The organism is Bacillus sp. NP247, from assembly GCF_018966865.1.
GTDB lineage: Bacteria > Bacillota > Bacilli > Bacillales > Bacillaceae_G > Bacillus_A.
Genome location: NZ_CP076653.1, coordinates 4,697,041 through 4,716,338, shown reverse-complemented (window position 1 = coordinate 4,716,338; position 19,298 = coordinate 4,697,041). Strand labels below are relative to the sequence as shown.

22 protein-coding genes are annotated in these 19,298 nt (G+C 35.1%); 10 read left to right on the top strand and 12 right to left on the bottom strand.

The genetic code is table 11. The features are described 5' to 3' along the window. Positions 1-675: 675 nt before the first annotated feature. Genes KPL75_RS24580 through KPL75_RS24570 form a run of 3 tightly spaced genes read left to right on the top strand, consistent with a single transcriptional unit; the run spans position 676 to position 5,077 of the window. Positions 676-1,638 carry an AAA family ATPase gene (locus KPL75_RS24580; RefSeq protein ID WP_219918174.1) on the top strand — a complete coding sequence of 321 codons (963 nt, stop codon included), beginning with the start codon at positions 676-678 and terminating at the stop codon, positions 1,636-1,638. After that, positions 1,638-2,852: a DUF58 domain-containing protein gene (locus KPL75_RS24575; protein ID WP_219921157.1), complete on the top strand. Its 1,215-nt coding sequence runs from the start codon at positions 1,638-1,640 to the stop codon at positions 2,850-2,852. Before KPL75_RS24580 ends, KPL75_RS24575 begins: the two co-directional genes overlap by 1 nt. Beyond that, complete coding sequence (locus KPL75_RS24570; protein ID WP_219918173.1) at positions 2,849-5,077, top strand: transglutaminase TgpA family protein; 2,229 nt, start codon at positions 2,849-2,851, stop codon at positions 5,075-5,077. The genes KPL75_RS24575 and KPL75_RS24570 overlap by 4 nt, the downstream gene beginning before the upstream one ends. 96 nt (positions 5,078-5,173) lie before the next feature. On the opposite strand, the gene bsaA is transcribed toward KPL75_RS24570, so the two are convergent. Further along, positions 5,174-5,656, bottom strand: a complete 483-nt coding sequence (gene bsaA, locus KPL75_RS24565; RefSeq protein WP_219918171.1) for a glutathione peroxidase — start codon at positions 5,654-5,656, stop codon at positions 5,174-5,176. 224 nt (positions 5,657-5,880) lie between these two features. Between bsaA and KPL75_RS24560 the strand changes: the two genes are divergently transcribed. The 4 genes from KPL75_RS24560 to KPL75_RS24545 all read left to right on the top strand — a co-directional run bounded on the left by KPL75_RS24560 (position 5,881) and on the right by KPL75_RS24545 (position 8,155). Beyond that, positions 5,881-6,090: a DUF3925 domain-containing protein gene (locus KPL75_RS24560; RefSeq protein ID WP_219918169.1), complete on the top strand. Its 210-nt coding sequence runs from the start codon at positions 5,881-5,883 to the stop codon at positions 6,088-6,090. A 98-nt stretch (positions 6,091-6,188) separates the two neighbouring features. Next, positions 6,189-7,154 (top strand): MBL fold metallo-hydrolase, encoded by a 966-nt coding sequence (locus KPL75_RS24555; protein WP_097829654.1) that lies wholly within the window; start codon positions 6,189-6,191, stop codon positions 7,152-7,154. Positions 7,155-7,238: 84 nt separating this feature from the next. After that, a complete protein-coding gene (locus tag KPL75_RS24550; protein ID WP_219918167.1) occupies positions 7,239-7,673 on the top strand; it encodes a hypothetical protein in 435 nt (144 codons plus the stop codon). 239 nt (positions 7,674-7,912) lie between these two features. Beyond that, complete coding sequence (locus tag KPL75_RS24545; RefSeq protein WP_219918165.1) at positions 7,913-8,155, top strand: hypothetical protein; 243 nt, start codon at positions 7,913-7,915, stop codon at positions 8,153-8,155. A gap of 53 nt (positions 8,156-8,208) precedes the next feature. Here KPL75_RS24545 and KPL75_RS24540 read toward each other — a convergent pair whose 3' ends face one another. Then, a complete protein-coding gene (locus KPL75_RS24540) occupies positions 8,209-8,889 on the bottom strand; it encodes a DUF3600 domain-containing protein (RefSeq protein ID WP_219918164.1) in 681 nt (226 codons plus the stop codon). Then, positions 8,886-9,464: a sigma-70 family RNA polymerase sigma factor gene (locus tag KPL75_RS24535; protein WP_097829658.1), complete on the bottom strand. Its 579-nt coding sequence runs from the start codon at positions 9,462-9,464 to the stop codon at positions 8,886-8,888. The genes KPL75_RS24540 and KPL75_RS24535 overlap by 4 nt, the downstream gene beginning before the upstream one ends. Before the next feature lie 204 nt (positions 9,465-9,668). Between KPL75_RS24535 and KPL75_RS24530 the strand changes: the two genes are divergently transcribed. After that, on the top strand, positions 9,669-10,655 hold the full coding sequence (locus KPL75_RS24530) for a quinone oxidoreductase family protein (RefSeq protein WP_219918162.1): 987 nt from the start codon (positions 9,669-9,671) through the stop codon (positions 10,653-10,655). Positions 10,656-10,684: 29 nt separating this feature from the next. Continuing rightward, positions 10,685-11,323, top strand: a complete 639-nt coding sequence (locus KPL75_RS24525) for a zinc dependent phospholipase C family protein (RefSeq protein WP_219918160.1) — start codon at positions 10,685-10,687, stop codon at positions 11,321-11,323. A gap of 44 nt (positions 11,324-11,367) precedes the next feature. On the opposite strand, the gene KPL75_RS24520 is transcribed toward KPL75_RS24525, so the two are convergent. The 6 genes from KPL75_RS24520 to KPL75_RS24495 form a co-directional block, all read right to left on the bottom strand. Next, positions 11,368-11,751 (bottom strand): VOC family protein, encoded by a 384-nt coding sequence (locus tag KPL75_RS24520; protein ID WP_219918159.1) that lies wholly within the window; start codon positions 11,749-11,751, stop codon positions 11,368-11,370. A gap of 70 nt (positions 11,752-11,821) precedes the next feature. Next, a complete protein-coding gene (locus KPL75_RS24515) occupies positions 11,822-12,616 on the bottom strand; it encodes a sugar phosphate isomerase/epimerase family protein (RefSeq protein ID WP_219918157.1) in 795 nt (264 codons plus the stop codon). Positions 12,617-12,808: 192 nt separating this feature from the next. Next, positions 12,809-13,978 carry a DEAD/DEAH box helicase gene (locus tag KPL75_RS24510; RefSeq protein ID WP_219918155.1) on the bottom strand — a complete coding sequence of 390 codons (1,170 nt, stop codon included), beginning with the start codon at positions 13,976-13,978 and terminating at the stop codon, positions 12,809-12,811. Between the two features lie 19 nt (positions 13,979-13,997). Beyond that, the gene (locus KPL75_RS24505; protein ID WP_219918153.1) at positions 13,998-14,525 is read right to left on the bottom strand and encodes a hypothetical protein; all 528 of its coding nucleotides are present in this window, start codon (positions 14,523-14,525) and stop codon (positions 13,998-14,000) included. Between the two features lie 90 nt (positions 14,526-14,615). Then, positions 14,616-16,304 carry a formate--tetrahydrofolate ligase gene (locus KPL75_RS24500; RefSeq protein ID WP_309137458.1) on the bottom strand — a complete coding sequence of 563 codons (1,689 nt, stop codon included), beginning with the start codon at positions 16,302-16,304 and terminating at the stop codon, positions 14,616-14,618. A gap of 94 nt (positions 16,305-16,398) precedes the next feature. Next, a complete protein-coding gene (locus tag KPL75_RS24495; RefSeq protein ID WP_219918146.1) occupies positions 16,399-17,079 on the bottom strand; it encodes a class I SAM-dependent methyltransferase in 681 nt (226 codons plus the stop codon). Between the two features lie 362 nt (positions 17,080-17,441). Here KPL75_RS24495 and KPL75_RS24490 point away from each other — a divergent pair, with 362 nt between their 5' ends. Next, positions 17,442-17,801, top strand: coding sequence for a permease (locus KPL75_RS24490; protein WP_219918144.1), 360 nt, complete (start codon positions 17,442-17,444; stop codon positions 17,799-17,801). A 30-nt stretch (positions 17,802-17,831) separates the two neighbouring features. Here the strand turns inward: KPL75_RS24490 and KPL75_RS24485 are convergent, their stop codons facing one another. From KPL75_RS24485 to KPL75_RS24475, 3 genes are all read right to left on the bottom strand, one after another. Then, positions 17,832-18,044, bottom strand: a complete 213-nt coding sequence (locus tag KPL75_RS24485; protein ID WP_002012518.1) for a hypothetical protein — start codon at positions 18,042-18,044, stop codon at positions 17,832-17,834. A 69-nt stretch (positions 18,045-18,113) separates the two neighbouring features. Continuing rightward, positions 18,114-18,434, bottom strand: a complete 321-nt coding sequence (locus KPL75_RS24480; protein ID WP_002118741.1) for a hypothetical protein — start codon at positions 18,432-18,434, stop codon at positions 18,114-18,116. Between the two features lie 51 nt (positions 18,435-18,485). Continuing rightward, entirely contained in the window at positions 18,486-19,262 is a 777-nt protein-coding gene (locus KPL75_RS24475; RefSeq protein WP_002085994.1) for a hypothetical protein, read from the bottom strand. Positions 19,263-19,298: the final 36 nt, after the last annotated feature.

Here is a 19,298-nt window from a genome sequence, read left to right as displayed (position 1 = left end):
GGGGAAACATTTGTAAGTAAAGATTACTTTGTTTTGTTGTGAAGATTTCGGTCAGCGGTGAGCTTATTAGGAGAATAGTATTTGGAGGATTCACCTTTTTGCATAAGAAAAAACGCAGGAGAAATTTCTACGTTTTTATATAAATATATTAAAAAGAGTATTGATACTACTTCAATAATGCTATAAGGAATTTACTTTTCTTCAACGATACTATTATCAAGACATATTTTATATAAAGTGAAACTTTAATCAGCCCGCACCAATCGGGCATTTACGAGCAGCCCCACTCCCACCTAACTTCTTTGCACTAGCTGAATTTTGAGGTGGGAGTTTTACTGCCCGCAAATAGAGGGCTAAAACTACAAATCATTATTTACTGTATTGCCCTTGGTTACGGAAACAATTATACTAAATGTAACCCGGAAAAATAATCTGAATATTCTTAGAATTAAGAGTAAGATTTCCTTTGAGGACATAGAAATTATAAAGTATATCAACATGTAAGTTTCTTCCTATTTATATAAGTTCTCAATATGAACTTATATAATACCATTACTAATTACCTCTTAGATTACTATCATACTGCAATAAAATGAAAGAACTCCTTTTCTTTAACATAAATTCTATTTTCCACTAAATAGATTAGAAAACGATAATAAAATTAGGAGGATTACGATGCCCCATCTCGATTCATTACATCCCATTGTAGAAAAAATAATCAACAATATTGAAAAATTAATGGTCGGAAAACGAAAAGAAACGATCTTAGCCTTAACAGCTCTTTTAGCTGAAGGTCATGTACTATTAGAAGATGTTCCCGGTGTCGGAAAAACAATGCTAGTACGTACTCTTTCTAAATCAATTGACGCCGATTACAAGCGAATTCAATTCACACCTGATTTACTGCCGTCAGATGTAACAGGTGTTTCTATTTATAATCCAAAAGAACTCCAATTTGAGTTCAAGCCTGGACCAATTATGGGGAATTTTGTACTTGCTGATGAAATTAATCGTACATCTCCAAAGACACAATCTGCCTTACTTGAAAGTATGGAAGAAGGCACTATCACAATAGATGGCATTACAAGACCGTTACCAAAACCTTTCTTTGTCATGGCTACACAAAATCCGGTCGAATATGAGGGAACATATCCTTTACCAGAAGCTCAACTCGATCGTTTCTTGTTGAAGCTAAAAATGGGATATCCTACACCCGAAGAAGAATTTGAAATTTTAAACCGGATGGAAAAAACAAACCCACTCTCCCATTTACAAGCCATTACAACAATAAAAGAATTACTTTATTTACAACAAAGCGTACGGGAAATAAGTATGGACAAAGCAATCAAGCATTACATTGTAAAGCTTGTTAATCAGACTCGTTCTTATAGTTCTATACAGCTAGGTGCAAGTCCACGTGGCTCAATTTCTTTAATGAAAGCTTCACAGGCTTATGCATTCATCCATGGCAGAAATTATGTTATTCCAGACGATGTTAAATTTTTAGCTCCTTACGTTTTAGCTCACAGACTCATTCTAAAAATGGAAGCAAGATTTGAAGGAATAACAGGAGAACAAGTTATCGCCAAAATCGTTGCACGAACTACCGTGCCGACTCAAAGGACGAAGAACCTTTGATGAAGCGACTACTACGAGCACTATATCACGTTACGAAGTTATTGCTAATCCCTTTATGCGTAGTCTTAACATTTGTGTACGCTATGCTTCAAGGGGGATTTGTAAGTTGGTTTTTGTTTTACAGTACGATTCCTATTGGCCTTTATTCACTACTACTCCCCTTCTATGCTTTACGGGACGTTGAAGTAAAACGAATAACAAACCAAAATAAATATGCAGCAGGAGAACAATTTGTAAGCACGATTACAATAAAAAGAAAATTCCCTTTTCCCTTACTTTATTTAGTTATAGAAGATGAACTGCCACCACCATTTACAAGTTGTAGACAAGCAAAGATGAATAAGGTCATACTCTTTCCAGGATTGAAACGAAATATTTCGTTTCAATATGTTATTGATACAATCCCTAGAGGAGAGCACACTTTTTCAAGCGTACGTGTCAAAACTGGCGATTTATTCGGTATGATAGAAAAAGAAGTAACTTTTTCAGTTCCAGATACATTTTTAGTCTATCCCCAGTATGTAGATATAACGTATCGACAATTGGAAAATCATTTCGAACAAGGAGCGCTTTCAGCAAATATAAATTCAGCAAAAGACTCTACAGTCTCTGTCGGTGTCAGAGAATATAAACCTGGTGACCGCTTTTCATGGATTGATTGGAAAGCAACTGCACGAACAAACAACATTATGACGAAAGAGTTTGAACAACAGCGCAGCAATAATATCATGATATTTATGGACAGAACCGAGTCCCCTCTATTCGAATCAGTCGTAACGTTTACTGCCTCTATTGTGAGGGCTGTCTTGAAGCAAAATTCACCAGCGTCATTCGTGTCTGTCGGAAAAGAACGAACTATTTTCCCATTAGACAATGGAGATACTCAGTTGCAACAAATCTTTTGTCATTTAGCGAAAGTACAAGCAGACAGTGTATTCCCGCTCTCCCAGAGTGTAGAAATGGAATTAAGAAAAATGTATCAGCCCGTTACGATTATACTCGTGACAAGCGATCTTTCTCCCGATATTCAAAAGGCGGCTGACTGTGCTGCTATAAAAAATAGAAAATTAATGGTGTTTGTCGTGAAAGAAAAAGCGAATCAACTCTCACATCGAGAAATAAGTATACTAGAAACTCTACAAAAACGAAAAATATTTGTAAACGCGGTTTATGAAAACCGGTATGCAAACGTGTTTTTTGAGGTGAGCAAATGATAACATTACAAACAAAGTACCGATGGGATATGAGCAGATTCTTCATGCATGTATGTGCAATTCTTCTTTTACTAGAATGGATAAGACCCCTTATAGGTATTACAAACGTAGGTAGATTAGATATTTTTGTAATATTTATAGGAATTTGCTTCACTCTCTCTTTTTTTCAAACCAGATGGCAGATTCCAATAAAGATCATCACGATTTTATTCATTGTTCATTCCTTGTATTATAAAAATACTTTTATAAATCCATCTTGGCTAACGAAATTTTTTACTGATATTTCTCGAAATTCCTCCCTGTTATTCCAGGGGAATTTGCTAGATATTTCTCCAGTTTTTCCAACACTTTTATTTTTTCTATCATTTTGGTTTTTGAGTTCTTTCATCTCTTTTTGGGTGATTCATAAAAAATGTGGGTTGTTATTTCTTGTATTGACTATTATTTATATCACAACTTTTCATAATTTACATTTATACAATGCAAACTACGCTATTATTCGTACTGTTGTCATCGGCTTTTTTATGCTTAGTCTTCTTCGAATAGAACGAATAAAAGAGATGGAGCACTTACAAAATTATGCTAGAGTAATCTCAAAATTACTTAGACCTCTTACAATATTTATTATATTGTCAGCAACCATCGCATACTTCGCTCCAAAATTTGGCCCTCAATGGCCAAACCCAATGAATTTTTTAAAATTCAACACATCCGAAGCGAGTAAAGAACAAGAAGTTTCTAAAATTGGGTATGGTTTAGATGACTCGCAATTAGGTGGTCCTTTTAAGGCGGATAATACAATTGTTTTTACAGCACAAACGCAAAACAAACAATATTGGAGAGTAGAAACAAAAGATTTTTATACAGGAAAAGGCTGGGAGGTTTCTGAAAATCCGAAAAAGGTTTCTTTTAAAAATAAAAACGACGTCGTGAGTTGGTACGAACAAAATACAAAAACGGAGACAACCGAAGCAACAATCACCATGCAAAAAAGTTATCCTCATCTTACCTATCCAGCAGGATTAGTATCAGTTGAGGCTTCTTCTGATGTATCATACAGCGTTGACCCATTTTCAGAAAAAATCTATACGATGCACGGAGACTCTTCTACTACTTTAAATTCATATAAAGTAACATATGAGATCCCTGAGTTTTCCATAGAAAACTTGAAAGCTGCAAAAACGAATGAAGTTCAAGAATCAAATCCTTATTTCATGACAAAGTACACTCAACTTCCGGAATCATTACCGCAGCGAGTAAGAGACTTAGCTATTAATCTTACAAACGATAAAGACAACCGATATGATAAAGTATTAGCTATTGAAAATCACTTCACAGACCATTCTTTTGTATACGAAACAACGGATGTGATGATTCCTGCCAAAAACCAAGATTATGTAGATCAATTCCTTTTCGATACAAAAAGCGGCTACTGTAATAATTTTTCGACGTCTATGATCGTGTTACTTCGTTCTGCCGGGATTCCCGCTCGATGGGTAAAAGGCTATACAGAAGGAACTCTTGAGAATACACTTGCTAGTACAGAAGGTGAGAATGTTTATAAAATCGAAAACAATAACGCACACTCTTGGGTCGAAGTATATTTTCCTGGATACGGATGGATTCCATTCGAACCAACAAAAGGATTTACCAATCCCTATAATTTTACAAATAATACTCCTGCTCCTACTTTACAAAATAGCGAAGAAACTAATTCTCAAAACGCACAAATACACCAACGAAACAATGAAGCGAAGCTCAAAAGTTTAATAGAAAATACAGAAGAAGCCTCTACTAAAAAGATTACAAATTCTAAAAATAGGATTTCTTGGTGGTACGTATTCCTCTCTACGATACCAATTAGTATCCTCGGATACATTCTCTTCACCACTAGAATGAAATGGATTACATTTTTTATTATTCTTTTCTATAAATACCGAAAAGATGATGCTGTTTATCTAAAAGCTTACGGTGCACTTTTAAAACAATTTGCGAGAATCGGCATACCACGGGGTGAAAGTCAAACATTCCGAGAATACGCTCTCCATATCGATACACTTTACAACTCGGCCGATATGCAACAACTTGCTTTCAGTTATGAGAACGCTATGTATCAACAGGAACAGGCTGCAGCCGAATGGAAGAAATCCGTACACTTATGGGAAGTGCTTATGAAAAAAGCAGCTTCTCCGCCTAAATCAAATGGCTTTGATACAGTGATCTAATCTTGAAAATGTAATGTTAAAGAAAATACCTCAAAGAGCAACTTTGTTCTTTGAGGTGTTTTTTAATAACTATAATAAAAGATAGCTAACTCCTAGTTATTCCCCAAGTACCTTTTCAATCTCAACCTCTAAATCCACTGGCTTCGTCTGCGGCGCAAAACGCCCTACTACTTTCCCGTCTTTTCCGATTAGAAACTTAGTAAAGTTCCATTTTACTGCTTTCATACCGAGTAAACCTGGTGCTTGTTCTGTCATGTATGTATACAGAGGATGAGCCTTGTCACCTTTCACATCAACCTTTGCAAACATCGGGAAGTTTACACCATAGTTTAATTCACAAAAACTAGTAATATCAGCTTCCGTTCCCGGTTCTTGTCCTCCAAATTGATTACAAGGGAATCCGAGTATTTCGAGTCCTTGGCCTTTATATTTATCATATACTTCTTGTAATCCTTTATACTGCGGTGTAAATCCACATTTACTAGCTACATTTACAATAAGAAGTGCTTTTCCTTCGTAATCTTTTAACGATTTATCTTCTCCTGTTATTGTTTTAGCTGAAAAATCATAAACTGCCATTGTCCTTGCCCCTCTCTTCACTATCATTCTATGTTTATACTATACTACATTCGTGAATATACAGCTTCTATTACATACTTATACGCCAAAATGATAGCGCTTTATTTACGTTCGAAAATTCGACACAAACTACTAGACTTTTATAATGGAAAGTTTTACAATTGAATTGTGAACAAAATGTGACAGTTTATATTCTATTATAATAGAAAAGGATGGTGTTCATTATGAAAACTGCACAACGTGAAACGATTTCAAATCGCGAGTTTTATTTCGTACTATATATGATGTTATTGTATGTTACTGGTTGGGTAATCGATGTAAATGGTTTATTCTTAAGCTCCTACTTTAATTTAGCAGGAGAGATCATGCTTCCAATAGTTGGCGGTATTGTTGGACTGTTCATTATGTCTATTAGTAAACAACAAACGAAATAATAGTATTACAAAAAGGCAGAAGACGAGCTCTCGTTTTCTGCCTTTTTGCATTTTTAGCGTATAATGAAAAACATAAAAGTATATAAGGAGTGGTAAAGATGAAAAAAGTAGAACAATTATCTTCTCACCTATATCTTATTGACGATTACGACTTACAACATATTGAACGAACAGGTACGTACGTTTTATTAGGTGACGAAATTACTTTAATTGAAACTTGTGCAGCCCCTTCTCTTCCTTACATTTTAGATGGCTTACAACAATTACATATTGATTTAAAAGATGTAAAAAACATCATTGTTACACATGTTCATTTAGATCATGCAGGCGCAGCTGGGCTAATGATGGAAAAATGCCCAAATGCTACTTTATTTGTGCATTCTCGCGGTGCTCGTCATATGATTGATCCAACAAAACTCATTTTAGGTGCAAAAGCTGTGTACAAAGAAGATTTTGATAAACTTTTTGATCCCATTCTTCCAATTGAAGAAGAACGTGTTCGTATTGTACAACATGGTGATACGTTAAAAATTTCAGAAGACCGTACACTTACATTTTACGATACACCGGGACATGCGAAGCACCATATTAGCATTCATGATTCATTAACAAACGGCATTTTTACTGGCGATACAATAGGAATTTATTATAGAGAACTCGCAGATCTTGATGTAGAACTATATCTACCATCAACGTCTCCTTCACAATTCCAGCCAGATGCGATGATTGCTTCTAAAAATCATATTCAAAGTATGAATGTAGATACTATTTATTTCGGTCATTACGGTGCTTCATCCAATGTTACAGAAGTATATAACCAACTTGAACATTGGTTACCTATTTTCGTTGGTACTGGTAAAGAGGTCTTTGAAAAGTATAATGATTTCGATGAAGCGACTAAAGCTTTACAAACTTTATTAATGGATAAAATCTCTTCTCATCTTACAAAGTTAAACGTTCCATCAAATCATTCCGTTTATAACATTTTACATCTAGATATAGAAATTAGTGCAATGGGCATTATTGATTACTTAACGAAACAAACAAAATCCACAACTAACTAATTGAAAACGAAGATATATACAACGCAGTTTTCGTATATATCTTCGTTCCTTGAATATATTTTTAGTAAAGGATGGTGGAATGGAATGCAAAAAGTGATACTTTACCTCTGCTTTACATTATTTATCATCTTATTATTATTTGTAGGAGTGAAAATTCAATTTTATTTAGAAACAGATGCGCAAGTGAACTTTAACTTTTATCCAAGGTTATTCTACTATTCACTCTTCCCTCTTTTGGTCGGCATTTTATTACGATTCCTTCAATCCATTAATCACGAAACAAGTAAACACAACTGGGGCTTTCAGCCGGATAAGTTTATCGCTATTACAGTCCCTACAATATTAATTTCCTTTTCTCCAGCTCTACTCTTTTCACCAGTTGGCAAATACCTACCCTATTTAACTAATATTATTCTTGTAAATACAACTTTCGTTACCATTATTAGCTTAATAGCTGGTTACTCACTTTTAGATTGTTTTATCCAAAAGGACAATGCGAATATGAAAAAATATAACTGATGACCAATTTTTAAGTATCGTTAGTTACGGCGGCTTATTTATAATTGCGATATTACTTGTAAAGGTCGCTATATATGCCGTAAGGAAATTTAAACAATAGCAAAACGAGTATGAAATCCCGTAGATTTTATACTCGTTTTTTTATTATTCATATATTTAATATATAGTAGGAAATTTATGTTAAATTAAAGAAAGTCGTGAACTAAATCAAAATACATTTCAAACAAGGAGGACTTATTATGAAATTAGGGACTTTCTCGTTTCTAACGTTTATCGCAAGTATATGCTCTTTCTTTATTTTAAGAGGACCTAATGCGAATTTAACATTAATTATTGTGATTCTAAGTACACTTTCATTACTCGGTATTATTTTTGCGATTTCATCAAAGAATTGGCTATTTAAAATAGTTGGTACGGCATTAAATGGGGTAATACTAGTATTTGTATATTTCTTATTGCTAGCAAAAGGAATAGGTGGTTAATATATTTACATTTCAATAAGGAAAGCTCAAAGCTAAAGCTATGAGCTTTTTACTTATCTCACCTTTTCATCTACATACTCCATAAACTGTTCTGCTTCAATAAATTTTTCTTTGTACGCCTCAGGTACTTTGTCTGCTGTTATTCCGCCACTCGATTTCGTTTTTACTAATATGGTTTGATACGCCATTAATGCTTCCATATATTGTTCATACTCTTCAGGAGTTAATACTTCTTTACTAGATTTATGACCATTTAATTTATCAAAATACGGCTGAAGCTCCATTTCTACCTTTTTCAATTCCTCTTTTTTAGCTGGTGATAATTGATCATAATCAATATTACCGTTCGAATCCCCATACTCAAGCTTTGCATTTGTTAATTTCTTTAGTTCTTTTGAAAACTCTTCATATTCCTTTGCACCCATTTCGTCTTTCGCTTGTGATAACTTTGCATTAAAACGCATGTATCCTTCTAATGTTATAGCTCCGGCATGCTTCTTTAAATTTTCAAACGACCCGTATATACCATCTGCCATAATAGATTGATAAGCAAAACCAGTTGTCGGAATTAAAAATGCGGCTGCAAGCACTCCTGCGATGAGGCGCTTCTTCTTTTTACTCCCCCCGCTCTTCATTTTTATTTGAACGATTACTTTTTCTTTTAACTCCGGCGGGGCAACAATCCCCTTCGCTTCTTCTTGTATAGATTCTCTAACTCTACAATCTAAACTCATTTCACATTCCCTACCTCTCCTAAAAAGATTTCTTCTATTTGCTCTTTTTGACGTAGTTTCTTTAATGCGGCATGGATTCTAGATTTCACAGTACCGATTGGAATATGTAATATTTGTGCTACTTCCTCTTGTGAGTAATCGTGTAAGTACCTCAAAATAATAACTTGCTTCAATTTATACGGCAATTTATGAATGAGTTCGATTAGTTTTTGATTTGATAGTTTACTTACAACATCGCTAGAAAAATCCATTTGTACTGGTTTTCTTTGCTCTTCTGCTTTTTTTACAATTCGCAGTCGCATCCATCTCTTTCTTCTATAAGAATGAATTTGTTTAATTGCAAGTCCAATTAGCCAAGGACGAAATGGCTTCTCGCTATCATATTTACGAAGCGATTCATATAGCTGTATGTATATTTCCTGAACGATATCATCTACATCCGTTTTATCTTCTATTAAAAAATGTGCTGTCTTATATACTTCTTGAATCGTTTTATCATACAATTCGCTATATGCTTCTTTATTGCCTGATAAAGTTAATTGGATTAAATCTGTATACACCGTTTCATCCTTCATGTACCTTCCCTCCCTTGTCATACACTATATATTGGCAAGTAATTGATATTTCGTTCGATTTTTTCAATTTTTTTTATATACATTAATATAATGATCCAATGAGTTCATAAGCTTCACTTATAGCCTTGCATAACAATTATATAATTTTCCAATTCCTAATGAAGATTTAAAATAATATATATAGTCAAATTTAGGAGGATGTATATGAAAGCTATCGTTGTAACTTCATTCGGTGGTCCTGAAGTGTTGAAATATACAGACATGGATATTCCTACAATTTCAGATAATCAAGTTTTAATTCGCGTTGTTGCTACTAGTGTTAATTTCGCCGATATTAAATCACGTTATGGCAAAAAAGGAAACAAAGTCTTACCTTTTATTCCAGGGATAGATGCAGCTGGTATTGTAGAACACGTAGGTTCTCATGTAAAAAACATTTATCCTGGCCAGCGTGTCATTGCTTTTCCTCAAAATGGCTCTTACGCTGATTATGTTGTTGCGAACGAAAATCTTACTTTCGTTTTACCTGATGAAGTCGACTTTCAAACCGCCGCCGCTTGTCCTATCGTATCTTTTACAAGCTATAATTTACTTGCAAATGTTGCAAGAATTCAACAAGGTGAGTCTGTACTAATCCATGCAGCGGCTGGCGGAATTGGTACTACAGCGATTCAACTTGCAAAACTATTAGGGGCTGGAAAAGTTATCGGCACTGTTGGAAGTAAAGCAAAACGAAAAATCGCTTTAGATGCTGGCGCTGATTATGTTATTTGTCATCAAGATGAAGATTTTGTAGAGAGGATAACTCAGCTTACACACGGAGAAGGCGTTAATATTGTTTTAGATTCTATTTCTGGTACTGTGTCCGAAAAAAGTTTAGAATGCCTTGCTTATTACGGTCGTCTCGTCCATTTCGGCAATGCTAGCCGAGAAGTTGGTAATTTTCAAACGAAAGATTTACACGCAAGTTGCCGTTCTATACTCGGTTTCAGCTTTGGCACTACACGGAAAAAACGTCCTGAATTGCTTCAAGAAACTGCGAATCAAGTTTTCCGTTATTTACGCGATGGCAGGTTGCAAATTAAAGCTACGAAATCTTTTCCTCTTCAAGACGCAGGGAAAGCACATGAATGGGTCGAAAGTAGACAAAGTACAGGGAAAGTAATACTAAACGTTCAGACAGCTCCCTAAAGTGAATACTTGAAATAGAGGTGTTATTCATGGGATCACGAATTATGCATGTTATTATCGCTAACGGTATTGCTAAGAAACTTTCTATTCAAGATAAAACTTCTTTCTTACTTGGTGGTGTAGCTCCTGATGCTGTTCATTCAAAAGAAGAAAAAGGAACTTCACATTTTTACGCTGGTACAACGAAAAACTATACAAGAAGAATAGATTACGAATCATTTATTCATAAATATGAAGAGCATATAGACTCCCCTTTTCTTTTAGGCTATTATACGCATCTCATTGCCGATGATAATTGGCTAAGTGGATTTTTTCTACCTTGGCTAAAAAACAGAATTGAGAACGACGAAACTATCGCACCTATGTACTATAACGATTTTAAATTATTGAACGCACAATTGTTGCATCATTACGATAAAGAACAACAGCTCTTTTCTCTTCTTAATCAAGAAGCTCACATTGTGGACATCGAAGAGGTTTCTAAAGAGAAAGTTTTGGCTTTTCGAAAATATCTTTTTGAAGATATGCTGTACCCCGAGCAACATTTGTATGAAGACCTACAGGTTTTTACGTTTGATCAAATCGTTGGTTATATTGAGACAGCTATTGAAAAAGGGACATTTTTTATCAAACAACTCTCTAATGAAAAATCCACTTCAAACATTTAATCCCCCTCATTATATATAAGGGGGATTTTGACATAACAATATCATTATTTGTTCTTTTCCATAACCGCAAAATAATTCCCTTCACTATCAGCAAAGTTAAACACTTTACCTGAAGGCATTGTTACCATTTCGCCAACTGTAACATTTTTATTTGTTAAATCTGTATATAGTTGTTCCAGATTTTCTGAGAAGAACATTAAAGACGGTGTACTAAGATTCAATTCTGGACTCATTTTAGAAATAACTTCTTTATTATGTAGTATAATGCTCGTTTCTGCATCGTTAGTTGGCGCGATTTCAATCCATCTCATTCCTTGTTTGTTATCTTCCTCTGCAATTACATGAAACCCTACTTTTTCTGTCCAAAAATCTACTGCCTCATCTTGATTATTTACATATAACATAATTTGTCCAACTTTATGAATCATTGGTTCTCCTCCTAATGGTTTTTATATTCTATGTAGCTTTCTACAATTACTATTGTTATTCCTTTTTAATTTATATGTACTTCTTTACGAAATTGATCGACTGGCTCATTCCGTCAAGTTGGTCAAAATAATCATTTCTTTCAATCATGTTATACCCGTCGAATCCAATTTCGTCTAATGCCTTGAAGAATGTATCAAACTCCACTTCACCATTTCCTGCTGCGACTTCTATATACTTACTTGAACCATTGCTTTTTACTTCTTTACAATCTTTAATGTATGTTTGTACTATATACTCTTTTAAGAGAAATAGACTCTCTATCAGATTTTCATTTACATCACTTATTATATTTGCTGGGTCAAAGTTAACAGCTAATCCTTTTGCGTTTATATTTTCTAAAAATCTTTTTAACACTATCGCTTTTTCAGATCCCGTCTCAATTGCGAAGACTCCCCCAAATTTAAATGCTAAATCTCCTATCTCATCACAAACCCGTTCCATTTTATTATAGTACTCACTTTTTTCATCATCTGGAATTTTCCCAATATGAGCTGTTATTATCCTTGCTCCGAGTTCTAACCCCTTGTCAGTAGTATATTTAAACTGATCTATTGCACTGTCAATTTCCGTTCCTACAATTCCATTTTCTCCAAAATTAATTGCTAATGATGGAACTTTCATTCCATTAAGAGATAAACTTTCCTTTAAAGTAATCCATTCTACCTTTGAAATATTAGCTAAGTTGAAGTTCTTATTCATAGCATATAATTGAATATATTTTAAATCCCATTCCCTCGCCTTTTGTATCCCTTCGTTTACTTCAATATGTTTCGTATTTAAAAACATTCCTAATTTCCTATCCATACTTGTACCTTCTTTTTATTATTTCATATCAGTTTTATATTCGGCTTTTTTATATTATTTCCTTGTACAGACTAAATGAGAAATACTTCACCTTTATCGATATTTCTTATAGTAGCGTTAATAAAACTCCCTTTATTATTCAATTACAAACAAAAAAGACGTAACTACGTATAGTTACGTCTTTCCATTTATTTATCTAGGCTTTTTCTTCCCAGTAAATGCTGGTTTCTTTTTCTTTGGTGCTTTCGGTTTCGTTTCTACAAATGATCCGTTGAACATTTCTTGTTTCGTAAACACAATACCTAATTTTTTTGCAAATTGAAGTAATTTACGCTCTTCTTGTTCTGTTACAAGAGAAACAACTGTTCCTTCTTTACCCATACGTCCAGTACGGCCTGAGCGGTGAATATATTGGTCTACTGTGTCTGGTAACTCTAAGTGGATTACGTGTGTTAAATCATCGATATCTAATCCACGTGCTGCAATATCAGTAGCAAGTAAAATTTCTAATTTCCCGCTGCGGAATGCGCGCATCGTTGCTTCACGTTCTTGTTTGTTCGCTTCTGCGTGAAGAGCTGCTGCTTTCATTTTACGGAATTGCAATTTCCGAGTAATTTCATCTAAGCGGAAAGGATCATTTAAAAAGGCAACTGCTCTTACATTTCCCATATGCATAACTCTTCTAATATAATCATTTTTTTCACGACGTTCACAAACGATATACGTGTGTTCAACTAGGCTCTTTGCCTCTGCACGTGTTACACGAACTAATTGTGGCTCAGTTGCCAAATCACGTGCCGCCTCTTCTGCAGCTTTTGTTATTGTCGCCGAGAAAAATACTAATTGACGATCGCGCATCGTTGATTTAATTACATCAAGTACAGCACCCATCATCTTTTGTTTTACAATTTGATCAAACTCATCAAATACAATCGTTTTTACTTCATGCATCTTTAACTTCTTCATACGAATCAATTCTAAAATACGTCCTGGTGAACCAACAATTACTCTCGGATGTTTCTTTAATTTTTCTACTTGGCGCTTAATGTCTGCACCACCAATTAAAGACGCACCAGAAATATCAGTTCCCGCTGTAAACTTTTGAACTTCTTCATGAATTTGCATTACAAGTTCACGAGTTGGCGCTACAATTACAACTTGAGCTTGTTTTACTTCAGGATTAATTTTATGTAAAAGGGGTAATAAGTACGCTAATGTTTTTCCTGTTCCAGTTGGAGATTCAGCTATAACGTCTTGTCCTTCTAAAATAGTTGGAATCGCCTGTTTTTGAATTTCAGTAAACTCTTTAAAACCAGCCTTTTCCCAAGCTTGTTGTAAAAATGGTTGCATATCTTTTATCATTTGTTTTTCTCCTTTATCTCTATTTTTGAAGAAAATGTTGTATTGTTCGCACCGTTTCTATCATGTGTGAAATAACAGCTATTAAATCATCAACATGGTCTTCTGTAATCGCTTTCTGAAATAGAACCTCTACCTTATTATGATATGAAATCGCTTGCTTATTATATTCGTATGAAATTTTCTGCGTAATCATTCGCTCTTTTCCCCATATAGAATGCAATAAAGTTTCAATTTCTCCGCATCCTATCTCTGGTTGCTCCATTTCGAACGAGAATTCCAGCTTCATTTCACAACCTGGTATAAACTGAGGTGCTTCTAATATTTCACCTGATAAATTCTTTGCATCAACAGATAGTGAAAATGTCGCCTCTACCATCGTTTTAAATGTTTCTGTTAGTTGAAATGAAATACTATACATACGACTTAATGAAGCAAGGTCCATCACATCTTTTCGATCTGTTACGAGAATATCACCGTGTAAATCGAAATCATAGACAGCCCCTTCCACAATTACCTTTAAATTTTCAAAAGCAGTTGGATCAAACATAATTTCCTCCAAAAAACAGGCGCCTTTCTATGGAAAGGCGCCACTTGATGTATATATAGTTTACAGATAAACGAGATGAATTACAACCTTTTAGAATAAACCTACTGCTTTTCCAGCTTCATTTACATCCATTTGAAGCGCAGCTGGCTGTTTAGGAAGACCAGGCATTGTTAACATTGTTCCTGTTAATGCAACGATAAACCCAGCACCGATAGATGGTTTCAACTCACGAATTGTAACGATAAAGTCAGATGGACGACCTAATTTTGTTGCATCATCAGAAAGAGAGTATTGTGTTTTCGCCATACAAATTGGTAGGTTACTCCAACCTTCTCCTTCATATTGAGCTAATTGCTTACGTGCTTTCGGAGCAAATTCAATATCTTTTGCGCCGTACACTTTTTGAGCAATTGTACGAATTTTTTCTTCTAATGGTAATTCTAATTCATAAAGTGGTGCGTAGTTATTCTCACCTTTTTCAATTTCTTTTAACACTTTCTCAGCAAGGTCAACTCCGCCTTGGCCACCCTTCTCCCAAACTTCTGTTAAGGATACTGCATAGCCACGCTCATTGCACCATTCTTGTAAGTATGTAACTTCTGCATCTGTATCAGTAATAAATTTGTTAATGGCAATTACGAATGGAACACCGAAGCTTTGAATTGTTTCAACATGTTTCTGTAAGTTTTCCATTCCTTTTGCTAACGCATCTACATTTTCTTCTTTTAATTGATCTTTCGCCACACCACCGTGCATTTTAAGCGCACGAATAGTCGCAACAATAACTACCGCTTCTGGTTTAATACCAGCTGCACGTGCTTTAATGTCTAAAAACTTCTCGGCACCTAAATCTGCACCGAATCCAGCTTCTGTAATAACATAATCACCTAATTTTGCTGCCATTGTCGTAGCGATAACACTGTTACAACCGTGAGCGATATTCGCAAATGGTCCGCCATGAATGATAGCTGGTGTATTTTCTAACGTTTGTACTAAGTTCGGTTTTAATGCGTCTTTTAATAGTAATGTTAACGCACCTTCTACGCCTAAATCTTTAACCGTTACAGGTTGATTTGCAAAGTTATAAGCGACAACAATGCGAGATAAACGTGCTTTTAAATCTTGAATATCTGTTGCAAGGCAGAATACGGCCATAATTTCAGATGCTACTGTAATATCGAAACCGTCTTCACGTGGTACACCTTGAACTGGTCCACCAAGACCAATTACTACGTTACGAAGGGCACGATCATTTAAGTCAACACAGCGTTTCCAAACGATTTTACGCGTATCAATTCCAAGTGTGTTTCCTTGTTGGATATGATTATCAATAAACGCCGCTAATGCGTTATTGGCAGTTGTAATCGCATGAATATCTCCAGTAAAATGAAGGTTAATATCTTCCATTGGTACTACTTGTGAAAAACCACCACCTGCAGCTCCACCCTTTAATCCCATTGTCGGTCCAAGAGATGGTTCACGAAGTGCAATTACTGTTTTCTTACCAATTTTATTAAAAGCTTGACCTAAACCAACTGTTACTGTTGATTTACCTTCTCCGGCTGGAGTTGGGTTAATCGCTGTTACTAAAACAACTTTACCGTCTTTCTCATCTTGTAAACGCTTAAAAATTTCAAGAGATAACTTACCTTTATAATGTCCATATGGCTCTAATTCGTCTTCTAAAATATTCAAATCAGCTGCAATCTCTTGAATCTTCTTCATACTTGCTTCTTGTGCGATTTCAATATCAGATTTAACTGTTGTAGTAGTTGTCATATACCCTAGTCCCCCTTTAATTGGTTCTGATGATATTGTATCAGTTTTTTGTATTTTCTGCACTTATTTGCCTCCTAAAAATTCTTTGATTTCATTATACGTTTTTTAACATAAATACCCATAAGAACGTTAACGTTTGCTGTAACTCTGTAGGTAGTTGACCTAACATCTTCTCATTTACTCCACGCTTATATACGCCGATACCATCTACAACCTCAAATCCTTGTTCTTTTGCTAACTGTTCAAATTCCCAAGGCATCATCGTATTGCAAACAACGTCTTTTCCGTATAGGCGAGGATAACTATTCTCTCTCGGTTTTGCTGTCGGTCCTAAAATTGCAATACATGCGTATCCATCTTGCTTTAAAACACGCTTTATTTCATTTAATGCTTGCAATGGCTCCTCGGTCCATTCTAAAGAATTAATTGCCATAATTGCTTCAAATTTCTCATTTTCAAATGGTAATGAAGAAAGATCACCTTTTATAAAAGATAAGTTTGGACCTTCTCCGCGTTCCTTACCCTTTTGAATCATAACTTCCGATAAGTCCACCCCAACCGCTTTGTACCCAGTAAGACTTAATTTATATGTACCATACCCATCACCACAGCCAACATCTAACACTTGTACTTCTTTTTCCACGTACTGCTCAAAAAATGGAATGATTGTACTCCTGCTCCCACTATCCCACATTTCTTGACTATTTTGATTCCAAAACTCTGCATTATTATCCCATTTTTTCTCTGCCGATTCATGCCAATTAAACTTCGTCATACATTCCCCTACCTTCACGTATTATCCTTCATTTCATTCTACATCATGTTCCAAAATTCCTGTTTATCTTCATAAGGAGATAAAGTGAAACCTTTAATCAGTGGGGGGTTTTTGTTCGTTCCTCGTTGATTATTAGCCCTCACCAATCGGGATTTTACGGGCAGCCTGACTCCCACCTAACTTCTTTGCTCCAGTCGAATTTTGAGGTGGGAGTCTTACTGCACGCCAAATAGCGGGATGTACAGGATAACAATAGAATCGATTTTCTCCAATTTTTTCTTTACTTGGGTTTAACTCATACTCATGTTCTGTTCCTTATGAAAGATACTATAGATACACCCAATTGAAAGAGAGGGATGTACATGCGAAGAAAGAGAAATCATCATTTTAAAAGTGGTGAAAAACACTTTAAAAGTGGTGAAAAAAATGAAGAGTATGCAGCTGAAATATCTCCAGCTGGTATTCCGATTAGACATGATCGTAAAGAAATTGCAAATGAAATAGAAGGTACAAATACCGGTGCAATGATAGGCTATGTCGCATTATTCCTTTCATTATTCTCCATTGCTTTTTATCCTGTTACACTCGGCTCCCTTGCTATTTTAGTTGGCTTATTAGCTGTCAATTTTGGAGCGAGAACACTTGGATATACCGCAATTGGTTTTGGAAGTTTTTCTGTTTTATTCACTTTACTCTATCCGCTTGCTTTATCAGCGTTTTAAAAAAAACACACCAAGTTATACTTGGTGTGTTCATTCATGATACAACATGATATGACCGCATCCACAACAATGCTTCGCTGTAATTTCTTGAAAAACTGGATAATTTTCTTCATCTCTATGCTCAATAAACACCTTTTCAAATCGGTACATGTTTGGCGCATATGCCCAATCTTGTTTCGTACGCGCATATAATGTTGAAGAAAAAAACTCCTCACCACCACAAACGATACATCCCTTTTTCATCAATACCCCTCCTACGCTTGTCTTACTTCATCTATATGAACATAAGCATAAAAAAAAGACCTTCTATTACTAGAAAGTCTTCTCTGAAACAAAAAGAAATGTACCGAATATACCTACTCCGCTATATTCTTTCGTAACACCAGCTTCTGTTTTATACGTTTGCTTTACAGTCATAAAGAAAACACCATTTCGTGCATCAATACTTTCAAACTGTAATTTCTCTTTTTTTTCATCTACATTTTGCGTGCATTCAAAGCTACTCTCGTCACATTTCAATGCGTACTTATCCTCTAAATACAATTTAAAATCTGATTCTTTCGGACAAGTTATAAGTAATATCGCCACGAGAATAATACTTACAATACCCACAATTGTATAATATTTCTTCATTTGTTCTCCTTTCAAAAGACAAGAAAACTTGACTTCATGCGCCAAGTTTTCTTAGTCTACAACCCATTGCCACTCTTGTTCTTTCTTATCAAAAATGAGCCAACCCGTTTCTGTTGCTTCCGCTTTCAATTCATCGATATTATCTAGTACCTCATCCGTACTTTCGAATGACCCTACTACATATACCGGAATTTCAAGACCTCTTCTCGACTCAATTTTCCCCGCTAAATCAATGTATAACCCATCTTCCATTAACGGCATAAGTCCAAGGATAACTTCCTTTGAAATCGCTGGGAAAATCTTTGATTTTTGAAAGAAAGTAAAACGTTTCTTTCCAAACGAACCGAGTTTATATGGAATCACTTTACTTAGCATTCCTACAAAATCACCGATTCTACGGTAATACACTTTGTTGTACCAACCGTCATCATGTGAAAAATAAACGAATCTATTTTTCAATAGCGGAAAGAACGTTCTTCCAAGTGGTTCTTTTTTGTGAGCCAAATATAATAATTCTGCAATTTCTTTTGGCTCTAACTCATCTAAATCGCTTGCATCATCGAAATCTACCCAACAAAATTCATCAAATTCATCAATCTCTGCTTGAATGAGTTTATGTATGTTTTCTTCCTCAACATATTCAAATAAAGTATGATAATGAAAATCTGTCCACTCAAAATTATGCTTTAAAAGCAATACTTGATGAAGCGGTGAAGGGATGTTACTTGCAAACTCTTTAAACGTAATTCCAGATGTAATAAAACAATGACCCCGACGATTACCATTAATATATATCATATTGTTTACTTGGTCAGATCCTCCAGACAAAGCACCTAGCCACCTTCGTTTTGTATGTTTCAATTC